Here is a 21,789-nt window from a genome sequence, read left to right on the forward strand (position 1 = left end):
GTGATTATGACAAGCGAAAAACAAGCTACTCCTGTAAACACTGCAAATCCAGCGTTTCCGCTATCCCGACGCTTCTCCGTCGCGCCGATGATGGACTGGACCGACCACCACTGCCGCTACTTCATGCGCAAGCTCTCAAAGCATGCCGTGCTCTACACCGAGATGGTCACCACCGGCGCCTTGCTGCATGGCGACCGTGAGCGGTTCCTGCGGCATGATGAAAGCGAGCATCCGTTGGCATTGCAGTTGGGTGGCAGTACGGCGGCGGATCTGGCTGCGTGTTCGCGTCTGGCGGAAGAGGCGGGGTATGACGAGGTCAATCTGAACGTCGGTTGCCCGAGTGACCGGGTGCAGAACAACATGATCGGTGCGTGCCTGATGGCGCATCCTGCGCTGGTGGCGGATTGCGTCAAGGCGATGCGCGATGCGGTTGGTATTCCGGTTACGGTCAAGCACCGGATCGGTATCAATGGCCGTGACAGCTACGCCGAGTTGTGTGATTTCGTCGGCAAGGTTCAGGAGGCGGGTTGCCAGAGTTTCACGGTTCACGCGCGTATCGCAATTCTCGAAGGACTGTCTCCCAAGGAAAACCGCGATATTCCGCCACTGCGTTACGACGTGGTCGCGCAGTTGAAGTCTGACTTTCCTGACCTGGAGATTGTGCTCAACGGCGGCATCAAGACGCTGGAGCAGTGCAGTGAGCATTTGCAGTCGTTCGATGGCGTCATGCTGGGGCGTGAGGCTTATCACAACCCGTATCTGTTGGCGCATGTCGATCAGCAGTTGTTCGGCAGCACGGCGCCGGTCATCAGTCGTTACGACGCGTTGGAGTCGATGCGGCCGTACATTGCGGAGCACATTGCCAGCGGCGGCAATATGCACCACGTCACCCGGCATATGCTCGGTCTGGGCCTGGGTTTCCCTGGTGCGCGACGCTTCCGGCAGTTGCTGTCGGTTGACATACACAAGGCCGAAAACCCGATGCTGTTGCTGGATCAGGCCGCGGCGTTTCTGCAGGGGCATTGATCGCATGTGCCGTGAATTGATCTGAGTTGAGCCGAATCAAAGGAAACGCTTATTCCAGTAGCGGCGTTATCGGGCTGCGGTTATGTTGAGCGCATAACCCAACAAGGAAAACGCCCATGCACAAAGTTCTGGTTCCTTTCGACGGCTCCGAGCACGCCATGCGTGCCTTGGGCTATGTCATCGAGTTGTCTGGCGAGCTCACCAAGTCGCTCGAGGTACATATCCTGAATGTGCAGGCCAGCCCCATCGATTACAGCCTTTATCTGGCTCCCGACATGATTGATGGCGTCAAGGCCGGCTTGACCAATGAAGGCAAGCGGGTGCTGGCTGATGCGGTTGCATTGTTGACTGCTGCTGGTGTGCCGTTTCAGGCCCACGTCGATCTGGGCAACGTGGCAGAACAGGTCGAGGCTGAGGTTCAGCGGCTCGGCTGCGACGCCGTGGTCATGGGCACCCGCGGGCTCGGTAACTTTGGCGGCCTGCTGCTGGGCTCCGTGGCCACGCGGGTGATCCACGAAGCATCGGTGCCGGTGACGCTGATCAAATAATCACTGCTGCGCCAGCGTTCGCGGCTGGCGCAGCAGTTCGATATTTTCCGCAGGCACCAGCTCGCGCAGCGATTTGTACAGCGCTCGGGTCTCCAGCAGGTTCCAGATGCGCAGCATGGTTTCCAGGGCATCCAGCGGCTTGCTGATGAAATCCCGCGCGCCCAGCGCCAGAGCGCGCAGGCGGGTATCGCGTGTCGCGTCGGCGGTCAGCACCATGATCGGCAGGTAGTCATTGGCCGGTATGCGCCGGTTGAGCTGCTCCAGCACCGCAAAGCCATCGAATTCGGGCATGTGCAGATCGAGCACAACCAGGTCGGGCTCGAAGCTGTTGAACAGATCCAGCGTGCGCAACGGCTCGGTGCTGCTCAGGACGTTGGTCAGCCCCTCGCGGGCAAGCAGTTGCTCCATCAGATCGAGGTTGGGCCGTTGGTCATCAATGATCAGAATGCGAAAGTCGCCGGTCATGTGGGCTCCGGTAAATACTGGTCCAGGAGGGCAAGAAACACCGGCACCTGGATGGGTTTGATCACAATGGCCGTGGCTCCGGCCTGTTTCAGTTCGCGATGGGCTTTATCACTGGTGTCGGCAGTGATCATCAGCACCGGTGTGTGAGCAGTAGCCGGCAGGCGTCGCAGACGTTGCAGCACCTCAAGCCCCTTGATGTCCGGCAGGCTGAGGTCGAGAAGAATCAGCTGTGGCGCATGCTGGCGCGCCAGATCAAGCCCCAGCTGGCCCTGCATGCTCGACAGCAACTGGATACCCGGTCTGCGTTGCAGCAGCGTTTCAATCAAGGCCATGCTCGACAGATTGTCTTCGATGCACAGCAGCTTGCCATGATAGGCCGGGCGGGCAGGCGAGCGGACATCCGGCGTTATCTCGAGAGCAGTGTCAGCTTGACGCGGCAGTTTGGCGGCGGGCGGCTGCACCCGCACAAGCGGCAGCGCGAGTATGAACCGGCAGCCCACGTCCGGTGTGTTCTGTACGGACAGCGTGCCGTGCATCATCTCCAGCATGCTTTTGCTCAGCGCCAGTCCCAGCCCGGTGCCTTCGACGCTCGGGTTGGCGTCCAGCCGCTCGAACGGCTTGAACAGCTGTCCGATACGCTCCGGCGCAATCCCGTAGCCGGTGTCCACTACGCTGACCGTCACCTGCTCGGTAGTCTGCTCGATTTCAATCCGCACCTGGCCAGCGGGCCGATTGTATTTGATCGCGTTGGACAGCAGGTTCAACAACACCTGAATCAAGCGCTGGCGATCAGCGACCACGCCGATCTCGTCAGGCAGATTCGGCAAGGGCTTCAACTCGATATTGGCGTCGGCAGCCATCGGCGAGACCAGCACCAGGGCTTCTTCAAGCACGCTCGACAGAGATACGGGCTCGAGGACCAGGGAAACATGCCCGGCTTCGATTCTGGCGATATCGAGTACTTCATTGATCAGCTTCAGCAAATGCTGGCCCGCTCGCAGAATATGACCGATTTGCGGGCGCTGGCTGGCGGGCGAGTCCATGTCCAGCAACTGGGCAAAGCCCAGAATCGAGTTCAGCGGTGTGCGCAGTTCATGACTCATGCGCGACAGGAATTCACTTTTGGCCCGGCTGGCGCGTTCGGCTTCCTCACGCGCAGTACCCAGAGCAATTTCGGCAACGCGACGATCACTGATGTCACGGGTGATCTTGGAAAAACCGCGCAGCTCGTCATTGCTGTCGTATTGCGCGGTGATCACCACACTGGCCCAGAAACGGCTGCCGTCCTTGCGTTGGCGCCAGCCTTCCTCGGTATACCGGCCGTTGACGGTGGCCTCATGCAATGCCATGTCGGGGTGTTGCGGACATTCCTGCTGCAGATAGAACACAGAAAAGTGCTGGCCGATGATCTCTTGTTCCGTGTAGCCCTTGATACGCTCGGCTCCTGCGTTCCAGGTGGTGATGTAGCCATTGCGGTCCAGCGCGAAGATGCCGTAGTCCTTGACCCCTTCGATGATCAGCCGCAAACGCTCCTCGTTGTCGCGCAGTGCGCGTTCACGTTCGGCCAGCAGCTGGCCGGCCTCGACCAGACGGGTGCCGAGCTGGCCGATCTCGTCCTTTTCAGGCGGTTGGGGCAGCAGCGGATGCCCGAGCGCCAGACGCTGGGCGTTGCGCTGCACCTGATGCACCCTGGCGACGATGCCTTTGGACAGCATCAACACGGCAAGAATGGCACCGAAGATGCCGCAGGCTGCGGCCAGCAGAGTCGATAGCAGCAGGCGCTCGCGAGTGGCTGCCGCAGCCTCGGTACGTTCGGCGAGCAGCGCGTCTTCACGCTCGCGCATGATGCCGATGCGTTCGCGCAACTGGTCGAGCACGTACTTGTTTTCGATCAGGATGCGGGCGACGGTTTCTTGATCTTGCCTATCCATCGAGCGCAGTTTTTCCAGGCCTTCGACCTTGGTGTTGATCAGCGGCTCGATGGCTTTCAGGTGTTCGCGCATCTGCTCGTCACGCACATTGGTGTTGAGCCGGGTCAGCGCCGCCTCGATCAGCGGTTGCGCGTTGAGGTAGCCGGGCAGGAAGTCTTCCCGGTGAGTCAGCAGGTAGCCACGTACGCTGGCCGCACCTTCTGCGATCTGCGTATGAAGGGTCTGAATGTCGCCTTGCACAAGCAGCACGCGCCTTACGTCCTCCTCTGCCTGAGCGGTCTGGCGCTCGGCGATATAGATCAGCACCAGCGAGAACATGAGAATCGCCAGTGGCAGCGAAATGGCCACCAGCGCCTTGCCGCGTAGCGGAAGGTCTTCCCAGCGACTGCTGGCGTTTGCGGTCATTGCCAGTCGCTCGTTGATTGGCTCACCAGCCCCAGCGCCACACCGCGTACCGCCGCCTGAGTGCGGTCCGAGGCGCCGAGTTTGCCGATGACCTTTTCCACGTGGGCCTTGGCCGTCCCGGTGGTGATGCCAAGTTTTTCGCCGATTTCCCGATTGCTGAAGCCGCCCGCCACCAGCCCGAGCACCTGGCGTTCACGCGGGGTGAGGGTTTCCGGCAGGGCTGCGCCACTGGTATTGCGTTCGGTCATGCGCCGCAGCAGGCGCGCGCTGACGGCGCTGTTCAGTGCTTCTTCACCACGCGCCACGCGTTGCAGGCCGTCGATCACTTCGTCGCGGCTGGCATCCTTGAGCAGATAGCCCACCGCGCCCGCGCTGATGGCGGCTTCCAGGTGATCGGTGCTGTCGTCCATGGTGAAAATCACCACTTTCAGATCCGGCATGCGCTGCTGGAGAATCCGCGCAGCGCCCAGCCCGTTAAGCACCGGCATACGGATGTCGAGGATGGCGATGTCCGGTTGCAGCTCCTGGCACAGATCGATGGCTTGCTGGCCGTCGGCCGCCTGACCGACCACTTCGAACTCCGGATGCCCCGCCAGCAGTGAGACGAACCCGGTACGCGTCACTTCATGATCGTCCGCCAAAACCAGTCGTACAGTGTCAGTCATGTCATTGCCTTGTCTGCGGTAAAAGGAACGATGGCGCGCAGTCGGGTGCCGTGCCCGGGCCGACTGACGCAGGTCAGACGGCCGCCGAGCAGGCTGGCGCGCTCTTGCATGGCCACCAGGCCCAGTTTCTGCACGCCTTTGTCATTGAACGGTTTTTGGGTGACGAAACCACTGCCGTTGTCTTCGAGCAGCAGTGAAATGTGCTCTTCACTCAGTTCCAGAGCCAATTCTACGTTGCTCGCAGCGGCGTGTTTGAGCACATTGTTGATGCCTTCCTGGGCAATACGGAACAGGGCGATTTCCAGGTGGCTGGGCAGGCGGGTCAGGGAGCGCGACTGCCAGTGCACCGCGATTCCGGCTTCGCGCAACCGGTCAGCTTCCTTGTCGACCGCCTGCAGCAGGCCGAAATCGTCCAGCACGCTTGGCCGCAAGCCACTGATCAGTTGGCGACCTTCGCCCACGCAGTGCTGCGCCAGCTTGAGAATGGCCTGCAGATCGGCGTCCAGCGGCTCAGGCAGATCAGGACAGCGACCGGCAAAACCCTGCAGCCGCTGGTGCAGCCCGGCCAGGGTCTGGGCCAGCCCATCATGCAGGTCGTAGGCCACGCGTTTGCGTTCGTCTTCCTGAGCGGTGAACAACTGGCGGACCAGCTCGGACATGGTCTGTTCTCTGACCACCAGCGCATCAAGCAGCCGATTGTTCTCCAGGTGTGCCGCCAGCAACGTCGCCAGCAATTGCAGCGACTCGATGTCCTCATTGTCCGGCGTATTGATGCCCACGCTGTTGGCCAGCAGCAGGGTGCCAAAAGAGCCTTCGTCGGCGCCGCGCAACGGTAACAGCAGCATGCACGGCAGGTCGGCATCGGGCCGCTCCAGCCACTGCGGGCCGATGGCCAGCGGGTCGGCAGCGGTCTCAAGTGTCGCCAGGCGTTCTGCACTGCCATGACGGGCGGTGGTCTGCACACCGGTGTCGGCGCTCCATTCCAGCAGCAGGCCATGGTCCATCGCCACGAATGCGCACGCGCGGTGCAGCACGCGCTGGCGCATGGCCTGAGGTGGCAGATGGGTCAGCTCCTGGCCGGTATCCACCAGCAGGCGAAGCCGTGCGGCACGGCTTTGCGACTGGCGATACTGGTTACGAATGGCCAGTGCGCTTGCCGGATCATGGGGGGGGCTTTGCATGGGATGCTCCAGCGAGGGTTGATGCCCGCGCGGGCATAACAGAAGTAAGGCTATTAGAACTGTATCAGGAGGTGAAGCCTATCTGCCGATCGGCATACACAGTTAACCCCGGTTGGCCGATGGCGAGCCGTGGCGGGGAGGGCAAAGTGGCACTCACTGAATCCCTGAACAGATCCCCGTAGGAGAGTAGCGATGAAAATGAAATTGACCGCCCTGGCCCTGTTGCTGGCTGTGAGTGCGCCGATGGTCCACGCCGCCGCCGAGCCTTCCGGCTATACCTACCGCATGGTGGCCGAGACCCCAAGCAACGTGAACGACAAGGAGATCGCCAGTCTGTTCGACCGCTGGAACAAGGCCCTGAAGACCGGCAGCTCGCAGACTGTGGTGTCGCTCTATGCACCGGACGCAGTTCTGCAGCCGACCGTTTCGAACAAGGTCCGGGCAACGCCTGCGGAGATCAAGGACTACTTCGATCACTTCCTGGCGCTCAAGCCGGCCGGTGAGATCAACTACCGGGAAATCCGCCGCCTGGGTCCGGATGCAGCGGTGGACAGTGGTGTCTACACGTTCACCCTGACCGCCGCTGACGGCAAGAAGAGCACAGTCCAGGCGCGCTATACCTTTCTGTACCACCGCGTCGGCAACGAGTGGAAGATTCTCAACCACCATTCCTCGGCGATGCCGGAAGTACAGCCCGAGTATCAGGTCAGCCGCTGATCTGTTATCCGCCAGGCGGAAAACAAAAAATCCGGAGCCAGTGCTCCGGATTTTTTTGCCTGTCTGAACCGCTCGCTCTCAGGCTTCGGCCTGTGCGCCATTGACCTTGCGGCAATGAATCAGCGCATCGCGAATCATGAAGTTGACCAGCGTCGGCGACACACCCAGTTCCTTGGCAATGTCCTTTTGCGGCACGCCGTGCAGGCGGTACATCTCGAATGCATAGCGAGTGCGGGGCGGCAGCTCGGTCAGGGCATCGGCAATTTTCTCCAGGCTGGAGAAGTTGATGTGCGAGATTTCCGGCGAGGCACCTTGAATCACCACGTTCAGCCCCTCGGCCTCCGGGCCGGTGTATTTCTGTTCGAGCGCCTGTTTGCGGTAATGATCGATGGCCAGGTTGCGCACGATCTGAAACAGGTAACTGAGCTGGGCCTTGAAGGTCAGCGTGGCCTGAGGTGCCGAGCGCAGTCTGAAAAAGGCATCCTGCACGACGTCTTCGGCGCGCGAGCGACAACCCACGATGCGGGCCGCAATCTTGACCAGCAGCAAGTAGTTATCGACGAAGGCCTGGAGTAAGGGTGAGTCGCACTTACTTGTGATTACGTGTTCCGTCATGGAATTCACCTTGCTGCTTCAACAATGGAGGGGAGGGCCGCATGGAGGGGCAGCACCGTCACATGGGGCGACAAATTAGCCTTAATGATAATTATTGTCAAATGCGAAATCCAATCAGTGTACTTTAAAAGGGCGCTTTCATCGTGCCTGTTCTCGCTGCGTGCATCCGCCTAATTATTTGCAGACGCCATCCGTTCTCATTGGTGACAGGCCCGACCACGGTTGCGGCCAGGGAATACCTCAGGAGAACCCCATGCGTTCCGATCACGCGCATCGCCGCCTTTACATCCGCGCCCACAGACAGGCGGTTTCGATATGAGCACGCCGGTGAGCCTGACGCTGTTCTGTCTGCCTTATTCCGGGGCCAGCGCGATGTTCTACAGCCCTTGGCGGCGCAAATTGCCGGAGTGGCTGAACGTGCGCCCGCTGGAGCTTCCCGGTCGTGGCATGCGCATGGACGAGCCCTTGCAGATCGACATCGTGCAACTGGCCAATCATCTGGCCGACGAAATCAGCGCCGAGCTGGACAAGCCCTATGCGTTGTTTGGCCACAGTCTGGGCGGGCTGCTGGCCTTTGAGCTGGCGCACGCCTTGCGCGAGCGCGGTCTGCCCGCACCGCTGGCGCTGTTCGCATCAGCGACTGCCGGTCCGGTGCGCCGCGATGTCAGCGAATACGTCGCCGCCAAGACCGATGCGCAACTGATCGACCGGCTGCGCACGCTCAAGGGCACCAGCGAAAACGTCATCGCCAATCAGGAACTCATGCAGTTGATGCTGCCGATCCTGCGCGCCGATTTTCTGCTCTGCGGCAGCTTTGTGTACGGCAGGCGCGAGCCGCTCAGCGTGCCGATCCATGTATTTGGCGGCAAACAGGACAGCATCAGCGTCGAGGAACTGCTCGACTGGCAGGAAGAGACCCGCACCGGATTCTCTCTGGACATGTTCGAGGGCCATCACTTTTATCTGGTCGACGAGCAAACACAGCTGCTCCGTCTGCTGCGGCGCTATTGCGAACAGCACCTGGCCCGCTGGCGCAACAGCACCTCACGGCAAATGAACCGGGCCGCCGGTTGACCCTGTTTGCCTCGCGCGCGGCCTCTTTGCAGGGCGCGCGTCTTTTTTGAAATTCAGATTTTATCTGGCACGCCGAATCTAGCAGGAACCCCATCATGGATGCGTTTGAACTCCCCGACACTCTGGCTCAGGCTCTTCAGCGTCGCGCCTTGCACACGCCGGATCGGCTGGCGCTGCGTTTTCTCACCGATGAGAAAGACCAGGGCCTGGTGTTGACCTACCGTGATCTGGACCTGCGCGCGCGGACCATCGCTGCTGAGCTGCAACGTCAGGCCGTGCCGGGGGATCGGGCGATTCTGCTGTTCCATAGCGGGCCGGACTATGTCGCGGCGTTCTTCGGCTGCCTGTATGCCGGGGTCATTGCCGTGCCGGCTTATCCGCCGGAATCCAACCGTCGCCATCACCAGGAGCGCCTGCTGTCGATCATCGCCGATGCCGAGCCGCGTCTGCTGCTGACCGGTTCCGATTTGCAGCCGGCCTTGCTGCAGATGGATGAGTTGACCGCCGCCGATGCGCCGCCACTGCTCTGTGTCGACACGTTGCCTGCTGCCCCGGCACGAGACTGGCAGGGCCCGCAGTTGCAGGCCGACGACATCGCATTCCTGCAATACACCTCGGGCTCGACCGCGCTGCCCAAGGGCGTGCAGGTCACGCATGGCAATCTGGTCGCCAACGAGTTACTGATCCGCCACGGCTTCGGCATCGACCTCAACCCGGACGACGTGATTGTCAGCTGGCTGCCGCTGTACCACGACATGGGCCTGATCGGCGGCTTGTTGCAGCCGATTTTCAGTGGTGTCCCGTGCATCCTGATGGCCCCCGCGTACTTCCTTGCCCGGCCATTGCGCTGGCTGGAAGCGATCAGTGAATACGGCGGCACCATCAGCGGTGGGCCTGACTTTGCCTACCAGCTGTGCAGCGCACGGGTCAGCGAGTCAGCGCTGGAGCGTCTGGACTTGAGTCGCTGGCGCGTGGCGTATTCGGGCTCCGAGCCGATTCGCGAAGACAGCCTGAGGGCATTTGCCGAGAAATTCGCCAGTTGTGGCTTCACGCCTGACAGCTTCATGGCGTCCTACGGCCTGGCCGAAGCCACGCTGTATGTGGCCGGGGGCAAGCGCGGCAAGGGTATTCCATCGCTGCGCCTGAATGCACAGGCGCTGGCGCGCAACGTCGTAGAACCGGGCGACGGTCAGCCGGTCATGAGCTGCGGCACAGGCCAGCCAGGGCATGGCGTACTGATTGCCGACCCGGCCAGCCTGCAGGTGCTCGACGAAAATCAGGTTGGCGAAGTCTGGGCCAGCGGGCCGAGCATCGCCCACGGCTATTGGCGCAACCCTGAGGCCACCGCCAAGGCATTCGTGCAGCATGCCGGGCAGACCTGGCTGCGCACCGGCGACCTGGGTTTTCAGCGTCACGGCGAGCTGTACATCACCGGTCGCTTGAAGGACATGCTGATTGTTCGTGGCCATAACCTGTACCCGCAGGACATCGAAAAGCTCATCGAGAGTGAGGTGGATGTCGTGCGCAAAGGCCGTGTGGCGGCGTTTGCCGTCACTCAGGACGGTAACGAAGGCATCGGCATTGCTGCTGAAATCAGTCGCAGCGTGCAGAAAAGCCTCACGCCCGAAGCGTTGATTAAAATCATCCGGCAGACCGTGGCCGAGGCGTTTCAGGAAGCGCCGAGTGTCGTGGTGCTGCTCAATCCGGGCGCGCTGCCCAAGACCTCCAGCGGCAAATTGCAACGCTCGGCCTGCCGCACGCGTCTGGCCGACGGCAGCCTGGACAGCTACGCGGTGTTCCCCGCGAGCGATACCACTCTTTCAGGCTGTGCCCCAAGCCGCGGCTCGGACCTGCAAGCGCAGATTGCCACAGTCTGGTGCGAGCAGTTGCAGTGTGAGCAGGTCAGTGCCGACGACCATTTCTTCCTGCTGGGCGGCAACTCGATTATCGCGACTCAGGTGGTGGCCCGCCTGCGCGAAGCGCTGGGGATCGACCTGAACCTGCGACTGCTCTTTGAAGCGCCGACGCTGGCGGCCTTCGCGGCGCAGGTCGAAGCGCTGCAGGTCGCCGCCTTGCAAGGCGACAGCCAGACGCAGAGCGCCATCGTCCGATTGCCCGGCAACGAGCATCTGCCACAGTCCATGGCCCAGAACCGCCTGTGGTTCCTCTGGCAGCTCGATCCGCACAGCAGCGCCTACAACATTCCCGGTGGGCTTCACTTGCGCGGTGAACTCGACAGCACTGCATTGCGCACCAGCTTCCAACGCCTGATCGAGCGTCATGAATCGCTGCGTACGCGCTTCTACGAACAGGGCGGTGTGGCCCTGCAACGTATCGACGCGCCCAGTGAATTCCACCTCGACACCCTCGATATCAGCGATCTGCCCAGCACCGAGCGTCAGGCACGGGCCGTGGAAATTCGCGAACAGCAGGCGCGTCTGCCGTTTGATCTGCAACATGGTCCATTGCTGCGCGTCACGTTGTTGCAACTGGACGAAGAAGAGCATCAATTGCTGGTCACGCTGCACCACATCATTGCCGATGGCTGGTCGCTGAATGTGCTGATCGACGAGTTCTCGCGCCTTTATGCCTCGGCCGTTCAGGGCCAGACCCTGGAGCTGACACCGTTACCGCTACGTTATGCCGATTACGGCCAATGGCAGCGCGAATGGCTGGCGAACGGCGAGGCCGAGCGTCAGTTGGCTTACTGGCAGCAGCAACTGGGTGATGAACAACCGGTCCTGACGCTGAACACCGACCATCCGCGTTCGGCCCGTCAGCAGCACAGCGCTTCGCGCTACAGCCTGCGCTTGACTGCCGAACTGAGCACCGCCGTGCGCAACACCGCGCAAGCCTGGCAGTCGACGTCGTTCATGTTCCTGCTGGCAGGGTTCCAGACCCTGTTGCATCGTTACAGCGGGCAAGCCGACATTCGTATCGGTGTGCCCGGCGCCAATCGGCCACGCCATGAAACCCAGGGCCTGATCGGCTTCTTCATCAACACCCTGGTGCTGCGCGCAGAGCTGGACCCGCGTCTGCCATTCTCGACCCTGCTGGCTCAGACCCGGCAGGCGGCGCTTGAAGCCCAGGCCCATCAGGACGTGCCGTTCGAGCAACTGGTCGAAGCGTTTCCGCAGGCGCGCGAGCACGGTCTGTTTCAAGTCATGTTCAACCATCAGCAACGCGACCTCGGCGCACTGCGTCGTTTGCCGGGGCTGCTGGCCGAAGAGCTGCCGTGGCACAGCCGCGAGGCCAAGTTCGATCTGCAACTGCACAGCGAGGAGGACCGCAATGGTCGCCTGACGCTGTCTTTCGATTACGCTGACGAACTGTTCGAGCACGACACCATCGTCGCCATGGCTCGGCACTATGTACGGCTGCTGGCGCAGGTCAGCCAGCAGGCACAGCTCGCGCTGGGTGATGTGCAACTGCTCAGCGCCGAGGAGCAGGAGCAACAGGCGCAATGGAGCGCCGCGCCTTGCGCAGCGGCCACGTTGTGGTTGCCTGATCTGCTGGACCGCCAGGCGCGGCAGACCCCGGAACGTATTGCGCTGGTGTGGGAGGGTGGCAGCCTCGACTTCACCGGCCTGCACACGCAGGCCAACCGCCTGGCGCATTACCTGCGCGACAAGGGCGTTGGTCCGGACATCAAGGTGGCGATCGCCGCCGAGCGTTCGCCGCAGCTGTTGATCGGGCTGCTGGCGATCCTCAAGGCGGGCGGGGCGTACGTGCCGCTGGACCCGGACTATCCGATGGATCGACTCGCCTACATGCTCCAGGACAGCGGGGTCGAACTGCTGTTGACCCAGAGCCATCTGCTGGGCGACCTGCCGAGCGCCGAAGGCGTGTGCACGGTCGCGATGGATAGGCTGCACCTGGACAACTGGCCGGTCAGCGCGCCGCGTCTGAACCTGCACGGCGACAACCTGGCGTACGTGATTTATACCTCCGGCTCGACCGGTCAGCCCAAAGGCGTCGGCAACACCCATGCGGCACTGGCCGAACGCCTGCAATGGATGCAGGACACCTACGCGCTGGATGAAAGCGACGTGCTGATGCAGAAGGCACCGATCAGCTTCGACGTCTCGGTGTGGGAGTGCTTCTGGCCACTGATCACCGGCTGCCGTCTGCTGCTGGCAGGCCCTGGTGAACACCGCGACCCGCAGCGCATCGCGCAGCTGATCAACGCGTATTCGGTCACCACGCTGCACTTCGTGCCGCCGCTGCTGCAACTGTTCATCGATGAGCCGCTGGCGCAACAGTGCAGCAGCCTGCGTCGGCTGTTCTCTGGCGGCGAAGCATTGCCCGGCGAGCTGCGCAACCGGGTGCTGGAGCAACTGCCCGGCGTACAGTTGCACAACCGCTATGGCCCGACTGAAACCGCGATCAACGTCACCCACTGGCAGTGCCGGATCAGCGACGGCCTGCGTTCGCCGATCGGCCGTCCGCTGGGCAATGTGCTGTGCCGGGTGCTGGACAGCGAACTGAATCCGCTGCCACGCGGGGTGGCCGGTGAGTTGTGCATCGGCGGCATCGGTCTGGCGCGCGGTTATCTGAAGCGTCCCGGGCTGACCGCCGAGCGCTTTGTCGCCGATCCGCTGGGGCAAGTGGGTGAGCGCCTGTACCGCACAGGGGACCTGGTACGCTGGGGCACTGATGGCGCGCTGGAATACCTTGGCCGTCTGGATCAGCAGGTCAAACTGCGCGGTTTTCGCGTCGAACCACAAGAGATCGAAGCCCGCCTGCTGGCCCAGCCAGGCGTAGGCCAGGCAGCCGTGCTGCTGCGCGAAACCGTTGCCGGGCCGCAACTGATCGGTTACTACACCGCCGAAGCAGGGCAGAGCGTCGAGGCCGAGCGGATCAAGTCGGCGCTGGCCCTGGAACTGCCGGATTACATGGTCCCGGCGCAGCTGGTGCGTCTCGACAGCATGCCCCTGAGCCCGAGCGGCAAGCTGGATCGCCGCGCCTTGCCCGAGCCGCAATGGCAGACCCGCGAGCACGTAGAGCCGCAGACCGATCTGCAAAAACAGATCGCCGCTGTCTGGCGACAGGTGCTGGGTGTGCCGCGTGTCGGCCTGCGCGATGATTTCTTCGAACTGGGCGGGCACTCGTTATTGGCCACGCAGATCATTTCCCGCGTGCGGCAGGCGTGCGACATCGACCTGCCGTTGCGGGCGCTGTTCGAAGCCAGCGAGCTGGGCGCGTTTGCCGAACAGGTTGAGTGCATTCAGCAGTCAGGCGCACGCAGCAGCCTGCAGCCGATTGCCCGTGTCGACCGCAGCCAGCCGGTGCCGCTGTCCTATTCCCAGCAGCGCATGTGGTTCCTCTGGCAAATGGAGCCGGACAGCCCGGCCTACAACGTCGGCGGCATGGCGCGCCTGAAAGGCGTGCTGAACATCGAGTGTTTCGAGGCAGCGCTGCAAGCCTTGATTCTGCGCCACGAAACCCTGCGCACCACGTTCCCGAGCGTCAACGGCGTAGCGTGCCAGAAGGTCAGCGAGCAGTCCGGCCTGTGCGTGCAATGGCAGGACTACTCGGCATTGCCCGCCGAGCTTCGTCAGCAGCGCATTCAGGCGCTGGCCGACAGTGAGGCGCACCAGCCCTTCGATCTGGAAACCGGACCGTTGCTGCGCGCGTGTCTGGTCAAGTCGAGCGACCTTGAGCATTACTTCGTCCTGACCCTGCACCACATCGTCACCGAAGGCTGGGCGATGGACATTTTCGCCCGCGAACTGGGACAGCTTTACGAGGCCTTCCTCGAAGGACGACCTTCGCCGCTGGAACCGCTGGCAGTGCACTACCTGGATTACAGCGTCTGGCAACGGCAGTGGATGGAAGCCGGTGAACGCCAGCGCCAGCTCGATTACTGGACCGCACAGCTGGGCAACGAGCACCCATTACTGGAGCTGCCTGCGGACCGGCCGCGTCCGCCGGTGCAAAGCCATCAGGGCGAACTGTATCGCTTCGACCTGAACGCCGACCTGGCCGCAAAAGTTCGTGCATTCAATGCCCGCAATGGCCTGACCCTGTTCATGACCATGACCGCCACCCTGGCGGTATTGCTCTACCGCTACAGCGGCCAGAACGACCTGCGCATCGGCGCACCGGTGGCCAACCGCATCCGTCCGGAAAGCGAAGGGCTGATCGGCGCGTTCCTCAATACCCAGGTGCTGCGCGTGCAGCTTGACGGGCAGATGAGCGTCGCCCAGTTGTTCGAACAGGTTCGCCACACGGTGATCGAAGGCCAGTCACATCAGGACCTGCCGTTCGATCATCTGGTCGAAGCCCTGCAACCGCCACGCAGCGCCGCCTACAACCCGCTGTTTCAGGTGATGTGCAACGTGCAGCGCTGGGAATTCCAGCAGAGTCGCGAACTGGCGGGCATGACCGTCGAGTACCTGGTCAACGATGCGCGGGCCACCAAGTTCGACCTCAATCTGGAAGTCACCGAGCTGGATCACCGACTGGGTTGCTGCCTGACCTACAGCACCGATCTGTTCGACGAACCGCGCATCGCGCAGATGGCCGAGCACTGGCTGAACCTGCTGCAGGCGCTGCTCGCTGATCCACAACAACGCCTGAGTGAATTGCCGCTGCTGCAGGACACAGAGCGTCAGCAACTGCTCGACAGCCTCGGCGTCGAAGCGGGTGAGCAGCGGCTCGACCAGTGCATTCATAGCCTGTTCGCCGAACAGGCACAACGGCGTGCAGACGCGCCGGCGCTGACCTTCGCCGGGCAAACCCTCAGTTACGCCGAGCTGGACGCCAAGGCCAACCAATTGGCCTGGATGCTCCGCGAGCGCGGCGTCGGCCCGCAGGTTCGCGTCGGTCTGGCGCTGCCTCGCTCGCTGGACATGGTCGTCGGCCTGCTGGCGATCATCAAGGCTGGCGGTGCCTACGTGCCGCTCGACCCGGAATACCCGCTGGAACGCCTGCACTACATGATCGAAGACAGCGGAGTCGGGCTGCTGCTGAGCGATCGTGCCCTGTTTGCCGCATTGGGTGAGTTGCCTGAGGGTGTTGCCCGCTGGTGCCTGGAAGATGATCAGCCATTGCTGGCGTCCTGCCCAACCTGTGAGCTGCCGTTCATCAACCTGCCGCAGCACCAGGCGTACCTGATCTACACCTCCGGATCGACCGGCAAACCCAAAGGCGTGGTGGTGTCCCACGGTGAAATCGCCATGCATTGCCAGGCGGTGATCCGGCGCTTCGACATGCGCCCTGACGACTGCGAGCTGCATTTCTATTCGATAAATTTCGATGCCGCCACCGAGCGCCTGCTGGTGCCCTTGCTCAGCGGTGCACGCGTGGTGCTGCGTGCTCAGGGGCAGTGGGACGCCGAAGAAATCTGCACGCTGATTCGCCAGCAGCAGGTCAATATTCTCGGCTTCACGCCCAGCTATGGCAGCCAGTTGGCGCAGTGGCTGGCAACCCAGGGCCAGACCCTGCCGGTGCGCATGTGCATCACCGGCGGCGAAGCGCTGACCGGCGAACACCTGCAACGTATCCGTGCAGTGTTCCAGCCCGAGCTGTTGTTCAATGCTTATGGCCCGACCGAAACCGTGGTCATGCCGCTGGCCAGCCTGGCCCCGCAGCAACTGGAGGAGGGCGAAGCCAGCGTGCCGATCGGTCGCGTGGTCGGCGCAAGGGTGGCGTACATTCTCGACGCCGATCTGGCGCTGGTGCCCCAGGGCGCGAGCGGTGAGCTGTACATCGGCGGAGCGGGCCTTGCGCAGGGCTATCACCAGCGCCCCGGCATGACTGCCGAACGCTTCGTGGCCGATCCATTCGCCAGCAAAGGCGGGCGTCTGTACCGCACCGGCGATCTGGTGCGCCAGCGCGCCGACGGTTTGGTGGAATACCTGGGGCGTATCGACCATCAGGTGAAGATTCGCGGCTTCCGCATCGAGCTGGGTGAAATCGAGACCCGTCTGCTGGAGCATGCAGCGATCCGCGAAGCCATTGTGCTGGCGCTGGACACGCCGTCGGGCAAGCAACTGGCGGGCTATCTGGTCAGCGATGTGGCCGGGCAGGGCGACGAGCAGCAGACGCAATTGCGTGAAGCGCTCAAATCGCACCTCAAGGCGCAACTGCCGGACTATATGGTGCCGACCCACCTGATCCTGCTCGACAGCATGCCGCTGACCGCCAACGGCAAACTCGACCGCCGCGCCTTGCCTGCACCAGACCCGGAACTCAATCGTCAACACTACGTAGCGCCCGCCAGTGAGCTGGAACAGCAGTTGGCGGCAATCTGGTGTGCGGTGCTGAACGTGGAAAAAGTCGGCCTCAACGACAACTTCTTTGAACTGGGCGGCGATTCGATCCTGTCGATTCAGGTGGTCAGCCGGGCGCGTCAGTCGGGCATTCATTTCAGCCCGCGTGATCTGTTCCAGCACCAGACCGTACAGACCCTGGCCGCCGTGGCGACCACTCGCGAATTGATTCAGGCCGAGCAGGGCCAGCTTGACGGTGCTTGCGGCCTGACGCCGATTCAGCACTGGTTTTTCGACACGCCTATCCCCGAGCGTCAGCACTGGAACCAGTCGCTGCTGCTGGAGCCGCTCAGCGCCCTGGACCCGAACCTGCTGGAGCAGGCGTTGCGTGCGCTACTCGAACAACACGATGCCCTGCGCCTGAGTTTCACCGAGCACGAGGGTACGTGGCAGGCAGAACACCGCGCAGTGACCGCCGACACCCTGTTGATTCGGGCGCGGGTCACCGACATGGCCGAATGCGCAGCCCTGTACGCCGACACCCAGCGCAGTCTCGATCTGCAAGACGGTCCGCTGCTGCGCGCCTTGCTGGTCGATGGGCCGCAGGGCCGGCAACGGTTGCTGATGGTGATTCATCACCTGGTGATCGATGGCGTGTCGTGGCGTGTGCTGCTCGACGATCTGCAAAACGCTTATCGTCAACTGCGCGACGCGGCGTCTGTGCGCTTTACGGCGAAGACCAGCGCCTTCCGCGACTGGGCCGCGCGTCTGCAGGCCTATGCAGGCAATGAATCGTTACGTGAAGAACTGCAGCTGTGGCAGCGCCAGCTGGGCGGTCCTGCGACGACTCTGCCGTGCCATAACCCGCAGGGCGGTCAGCAGAATCTGCATGCGCAGACGGTCAGCGTGCGACTGGATGCCGAACGTACCCGGCAATTGCTGCAACAGGCGCCGAGTGCCTACCGAACCCAGGTCAACGACCTGCTGCTGACCGCGCTGGCCCAGGTGGTCTGCCGTTGGAGCGGGCAGCCGTCGACGCTGATCCAGCTTGAGGGTCACGGCCGTGAAAACCTGTTCGATGACATCGACCTGACCCGCACGGTGGGCTGGTTCACCAGCGCCTATCCGCTGCGCCTGACGCCAGCGCCGGCTGCCGATTCGGCACCGGGCGACTCGATCAAGGCGATCAAGGAGCAACTGCGTCAGGTGCCGCACAAGGGGCTGGGCTATGGCGTGCTGCGCTACCTGGCCGACAGTGCCAGCAAGGCTGCCATGCAGGCGCTGCCGGTGGCGCCGATCACCTTCAACTACCTCGGCCAGTTCGATCAGAGCTTCGCTGACGACGCGCTGTTCCGTCCGCTGGAAGAGTCGCCAGGCGCGGCCCACGACCCGCAGGCGCCGCTGCCCAACGAACTGAGCATCGACAGTCAGGTGTATGGCGGCGAGTTGTTGCTGCGCTGGACCTTCAGTGCCGAGCGCTATGAACCGGCTGCCATCGAAGCGCTGGCACAGGATTACCTGGCCTGCCTGCAGGCGCTGATTGCCCATTGCCTGGCCGATGGCAGCGGCGGCCTGACGCCGTCGGACTTCCCGCTGGCTGCTCTGGATCAGGCGCAGCTCGACGCGCTGCCGGTTCCGCCAAGCCACATCGAAGACGTCTACCCACTGACCCCGATGCAGGAGGGCATGCTGCTGCACACGCTGCTTGAGCCGGGCACCGGGCTGTATTACATGCAGGACCGCTACCGCATCAACAGCGCGCTCGACCCAGAGCGTTTTGCCCAGGCCTGGCAGGCGGTGATCGCCCGTCATGAAGCGCTGCGCGCCTCGTTCTGCTGGGATATCGGCGAAACCATGTTGCAGGTCATTCACAAGCCGGGCAGCACGCCGATTGATTATCTGGACTGGCGTGACGTACCGGAGGACCAGCAGGAGCCGCGTCTGCAGGCCTTGCTCAAGTCCGAGCGCGAGGCCGGTTTCAATCTGCTTGATCAGCCGCCGTTCCACCTGCGCCTGATCCGCGTCGACGAGGCGCGCTACTGGTTCATGATGAGCAACCACCATATCCTGATCGATGCCTGGTGCCGCTCGCTGCTGATGAACGATTTCTTCGACATCTACACTGCGCTGGGCGAAGGCCGCGATGCGCAACTGGCCCCCGCACCGCGCTATCGCGACTACATCGGCTGGTTGCAACGCCGAGGACTGACGCAGGCGCGTGACTGGTGGCGAGATAACCTGCGCGGCTTCGAGCAGCCTACGCCGATCCCCAGCGACCGGCCGTTCCTGCGTGAACATGCCGGCGACAGCGGTGGCATGGTGGTGGGCGACTGCTACACCCGTCTCGATGAACGCGACGGTGCACAGCTGCGCGAACTGGCGCAGCAGCATCAACTGACCGTCAACACCTTCGCCCAGGCGGCGTGGGCGCTGACCCTGCGGCGCATGAGCGGTGAGCGCGACGTGGTGTTCGGCGTTACCGTGGCCGGGCGGCCGGTGGAACTGCCGCAGATGCAGCGCACGGTCGGCTTGTTCATCAATACCATCGCCCTGCGTGTCGGCATGCCGGCTGACGACCAGCGTTGCAGCGTTCGCCAGTGGCTCGGCCAGTTGCTGGACAGCAACATGCAACTGCGCGAGTACGAATACCTGCCGCTGGTGACCATTCAGGAAAACAGCGAGCTGCCCAAGGGCCAGCCACTGTTCGACAGCCTGTTCGTGTTCGAGAACGCGCCGGTCGAGGTCTCGGTGCTGGACCGTGCGCAAAGCCTGAATGCCACCTCGGATTCCGGTCGTACCCACACCAACTACCCGCTGACCGCAGTCTGCTATCCGGGCGATGACTTGGGTCTGCACCTGTCCTACGACCAGCGCTATTTCGACGAATCCACCGTGCAGAGGATTCTTGGTGAGTTCAAGCGCCTGCTGCTGGCGCTGGTCGAAGGCTTTCATGGCGACATGGCCGAACTGGCGCTGGTCAGTGAGCAGGAACGCGCTTTCCTGATCGACGGTTGCAACCAGAGTGACCATGCTTACCCGCTGGATAAAAGCTATGTCGAGCTGTTCGAAGCGCAGGTCGCGGCGCATCCGGAGCGCATTGCGGTCAGTTGCCTGGAGCGCCAGCTCAGCTATGCCGAGCTGAATATCGCCAGCAACCGTCTGGGCCATGCCCTGATCGAGGCCGGTGTCGGGTTCGATCAGCCGGTTGCCTTGCTGGCCGAGCGCGGTGTTGAATTGCTCGGCATGATCATCGGCAGCTTCAAGGCCGGTGCCGGTTACCTGCCGCTGGACCCGGCACTGCCGAACTCGCGTCTGAGCGGCATCATCGGCCAGAGCGCCACACCGCTGCTGGTGTGCAGCGCTGAGTGCCTGGAACAGGGCAGGGCGCTGCTCGAAGCACTGCCCGAAGGGCGCCGACCGCAGTTGCGGGTCTGGGAAGACGTGCAGCAGAGCGACTCCGCGCAGCACGATACTGGTCGCTACAGCGCGCCGGACAACCTCGCTTATGTAATCTTTACCTCAGGCTCCACCGGGCTGCCGAAGGGCGTGATGGTCGAGCAGCGCGGCATGCTCAATAACCAGTTGAGCAAGGTGCCTTACCTGAGCCTGAGCGACCGCGATTTGATCGCCCAGACCGCCTCGCAGAGTTTCGACATTTCGGTCTGGCAGTTCCTCGCCGCGCCGCTGTTCGGTGCTCGGGTGGACATCGTGCCGAACGACATCGCCCGCGATCCGCAGGCGCTGTTGGCGCATGTTCAGGCACAGCGCATCAGCGTGCTGGAAAGCGTGCCGTCGCTGATCAACGGCCTGCTCGCCGAACCGCAGGCAGCGCTCGACGGCCTGCGCTGGATGCTGCCGACCGGTGAAGCCATGCCGCCGGAACTGGCCAGCCAGTGGCTGCAACGTTACCCGCAGATCGGCCTGGTGAATGCCTATGGTCCGGCTGAATGCTCTGATGACGTGGCGTTCTTCCGGGTCGATGCGCAGTCCACTCGCAGCGCTTATCTGCCGATCGGTTCGCCGACCGACAATAATCGTCTGTACCTGCTCGATGATGCGCTGGACCTCGTGCCGCTGGGTGCGGTTGGTGAGCTGTGTGTGGCCGGGGCCGGTGTCGGTCGTGGTTATGTCGCTGATCCGCTGCGCACCGTTCCGGTGTTCGTACCGCATCCGTTCGGTGCGCCGGGCGAACGTCTGTACCGCACCGGTGACCTGGCGCGGCGCCGCAAGGACGGCGTGCTGGAGTACGTCGGCCGGGTCGATCATCAGGTGAAGATTCGTGGTTATCGCATCGAGCTGGGCGAAATCGAAACCCGTCTGCTGGAGCATCCCGCTATCCGTGAGTCAGTGGTGCTGGACGTCGACGGCCCATTGGGCAAGGTGCTGGCGGCCTACCTGGTGCCGCGCTCCGCGACGCAGGATCATGAGGCCCTGCGTGACGAGGTGAAAGGCCACCTCAAGGCCAGCCTGCCGGACTACATGGTGCCGACGCATCTGGTGCTACTGGAGGCCATGCCGCTGACCCCGAACGGCAAGCTGGACCGCAAGGCCCTGCCGGCGCCGGACGTCAGCCTGGCGCAGCAGGATTACCTGGCACCACAGACGGAAATGGAGCAGCAGCTGGCAACGATCTGGGCTGATGTGCTCAAGGTCGAGCGCGTGGGCATTACCGACAATTTCTTCGAGTTGGGCGGGCACTCGCTGCTCGCGACCCAGGTGGTGACCCGTGCGCAGAAGCGCTTGCAGCGTAACGTGCCGTTGCGGGCAATGTTCGAATTCAACACCGTTCAGGCGTTGGCGCAGCATCTGGAAAGCGTTGGAGGAGCACAGGTCGACGAGCAGAAATTCGACCGTCTGGCGGACTTGATGGCGGAACTGGAAGGGCTCTGATCAGCCTCTCGTCGGAGCGGCGGGGCTGCGGATAAAAAACTCGTTACCGGGTGTAA

At 62.8% G+C, this 21,789-nt stretch carries 10 protein-coding genes; 5 read left to right on the forward strand and 5 right to left on the reverse strand.

Going from position 1 to position 21,789, the window contains the following annotated elements; all coding sequences use genetic code 11:
* Positions 1 to 6 precede the first annotated feature (6 nt).
* Positions 7 to 1,026, forward strand: a complete 1,020-nt coding sequence (dusA, locus tag BT119_RS01570; protein ID WP_072364919.1) for a tRNA dihydrouridine(20/20a) synthase DusA — start codon at positions 7 to 9, stop codon at positions 1,024 to 1,026.
* Between the two features lie 116 nt (positions 1,027 to 1,142).
* Positions 1,143 to 1,574, forward strand: a complete 432-nt coding sequence (locus tag BT119_RS01575; protein WP_003371651.1) for a universal stress protein — start codon at positions 1,143 to 1,145, stop codon at positions 1,572 to 1,574.
* On the opposite strand, the gene BT119_RS01580 is transcribed toward BT119_RS01575, so the two are convergent.
* From BT119_RS01580 to BT119_RS01595, 4 genes are read right to left on the reverse strand one after another with little or no spacing between them, the layout of a single operon-like run.
* Positions 1,575 to 2,039, reverse strand: coding sequence for a response regulator (locus BT119_RS01580; protein WP_003406975.1), 465 nt, complete (start codon positions 2,037 to 2,039; stop codon positions 1,575 to 1,577).
* Complete coding sequence (locus BT119_RS01585) at positions 2,036 to 4,375, reverse strand: ATP-binding protein (protein ID WP_003436593.1); 2,340 nt, start codon at positions 4,373 to 4,375, stop codon at positions 2,036 to 2,038. The genes BT119_RS01580 and BT119_RS01585 overlap by 4 nt, the downstream gene beginning before the upstream one ends.
* On the reverse strand, positions 4,372 to 5,040 hold the full coding sequence (locus BT119_RS01590) for a response regulator (RefSeq protein WP_003371654.1): 669 nt from the start codon (positions 5,038 to 5,040) through the stop codon (positions 4,372 to 4,374). Before BT119_RS01590 ends, BT119_RS01585 begins: the two co-directional genes overlap by 4 nt.
* Complete coding sequence (locus BT119_RS01595) at positions 5,037 to 6,221, reverse strand: sensor histidine kinase (RefSeq protein WP_072364599.1); 1,185 nt, start codon at positions 6,219 to 6,221, stop codon at positions 5,037 to 5,039. Before BT119_RS01595 ends, BT119_RS01590 begins: the two co-directional genes overlap by 4 nt.
* 192 nt (positions 6,222 to 6,413) lie before the next feature.
* On the opposite strand from BT119_RS01595, the gene BT119_RS01600 reads away from it, so the two are divergent.
* Positions 6,414 to 6,938 carry an SgcJ/EcaC family oxidoreductase gene (locus BT119_RS01600; protein ID WP_003371658.1) on the forward strand — a complete coding sequence of 175 codons (525 nt, stop codon included), beginning with the start codon at positions 6,414 to 6,416 and terminating at the stop codon, positions 6,936 to 6,938.
* Between the two features lie 78 nt (positions 6,939 to 7,016).
* On the opposite strand, the gene BT119_RS01605 is transcribed toward BT119_RS01600, so the two are convergent.
* Positions 7,017 to 7,553 (reverse strand): RNA polymerase factor sigma-70, encoded by a 537-nt coding sequence (locus BT119_RS01605; protein ID WP_003319375.1) that lies wholly within the window; start codon positions 7,551 to 7,553, stop codon positions 7,017 to 7,019.
* A 315-nt stretch (positions 7,554 to 7,868) separates the two neighbouring features.
* On the opposite strand from BT119_RS01605, the gene BT119_RS01610 reads away from it, so the two are divergent.
* Both BT119_RS01610 and BT119_RS01615 read left to right on the forward strand, forming a co-directional pair.
* Complete coding sequence (locus BT119_RS01610) at positions 7,869 to 8,627, forward strand: thioesterase II family protein (RefSeq protein WP_003371661.1); 759 nt, start codon at positions 7,869 to 7,871, stop codon at positions 8,625 to 8,627.
* 95 nt (positions 8,628 to 8,722) lie between these two features.
* Positions 8,723 to 21,733, forward strand: a complete 13,011-nt coding sequence (locus BT119_RS01615) for a non-ribosomal peptide synthetase (RefSeq protein WP_072364601.1) — start codon at positions 8,723 to 8,725, stop codon at positions 21,731 to 21,733.
* Positions 21,734 to 21,789 lie beyond the last annotated feature (56 nt).

Origin of the sequence: Pseudomonas sp. NFACC10-1, from assembly GCF_900119195.1 — a bacterium.
GTDB lineage: Bacteria > Pseudomonadota > Gammaproteobacteria > Pseudomonadales > Pseudomonadaceae > Aquipseudomonas > Aquipseudomonas cerasi.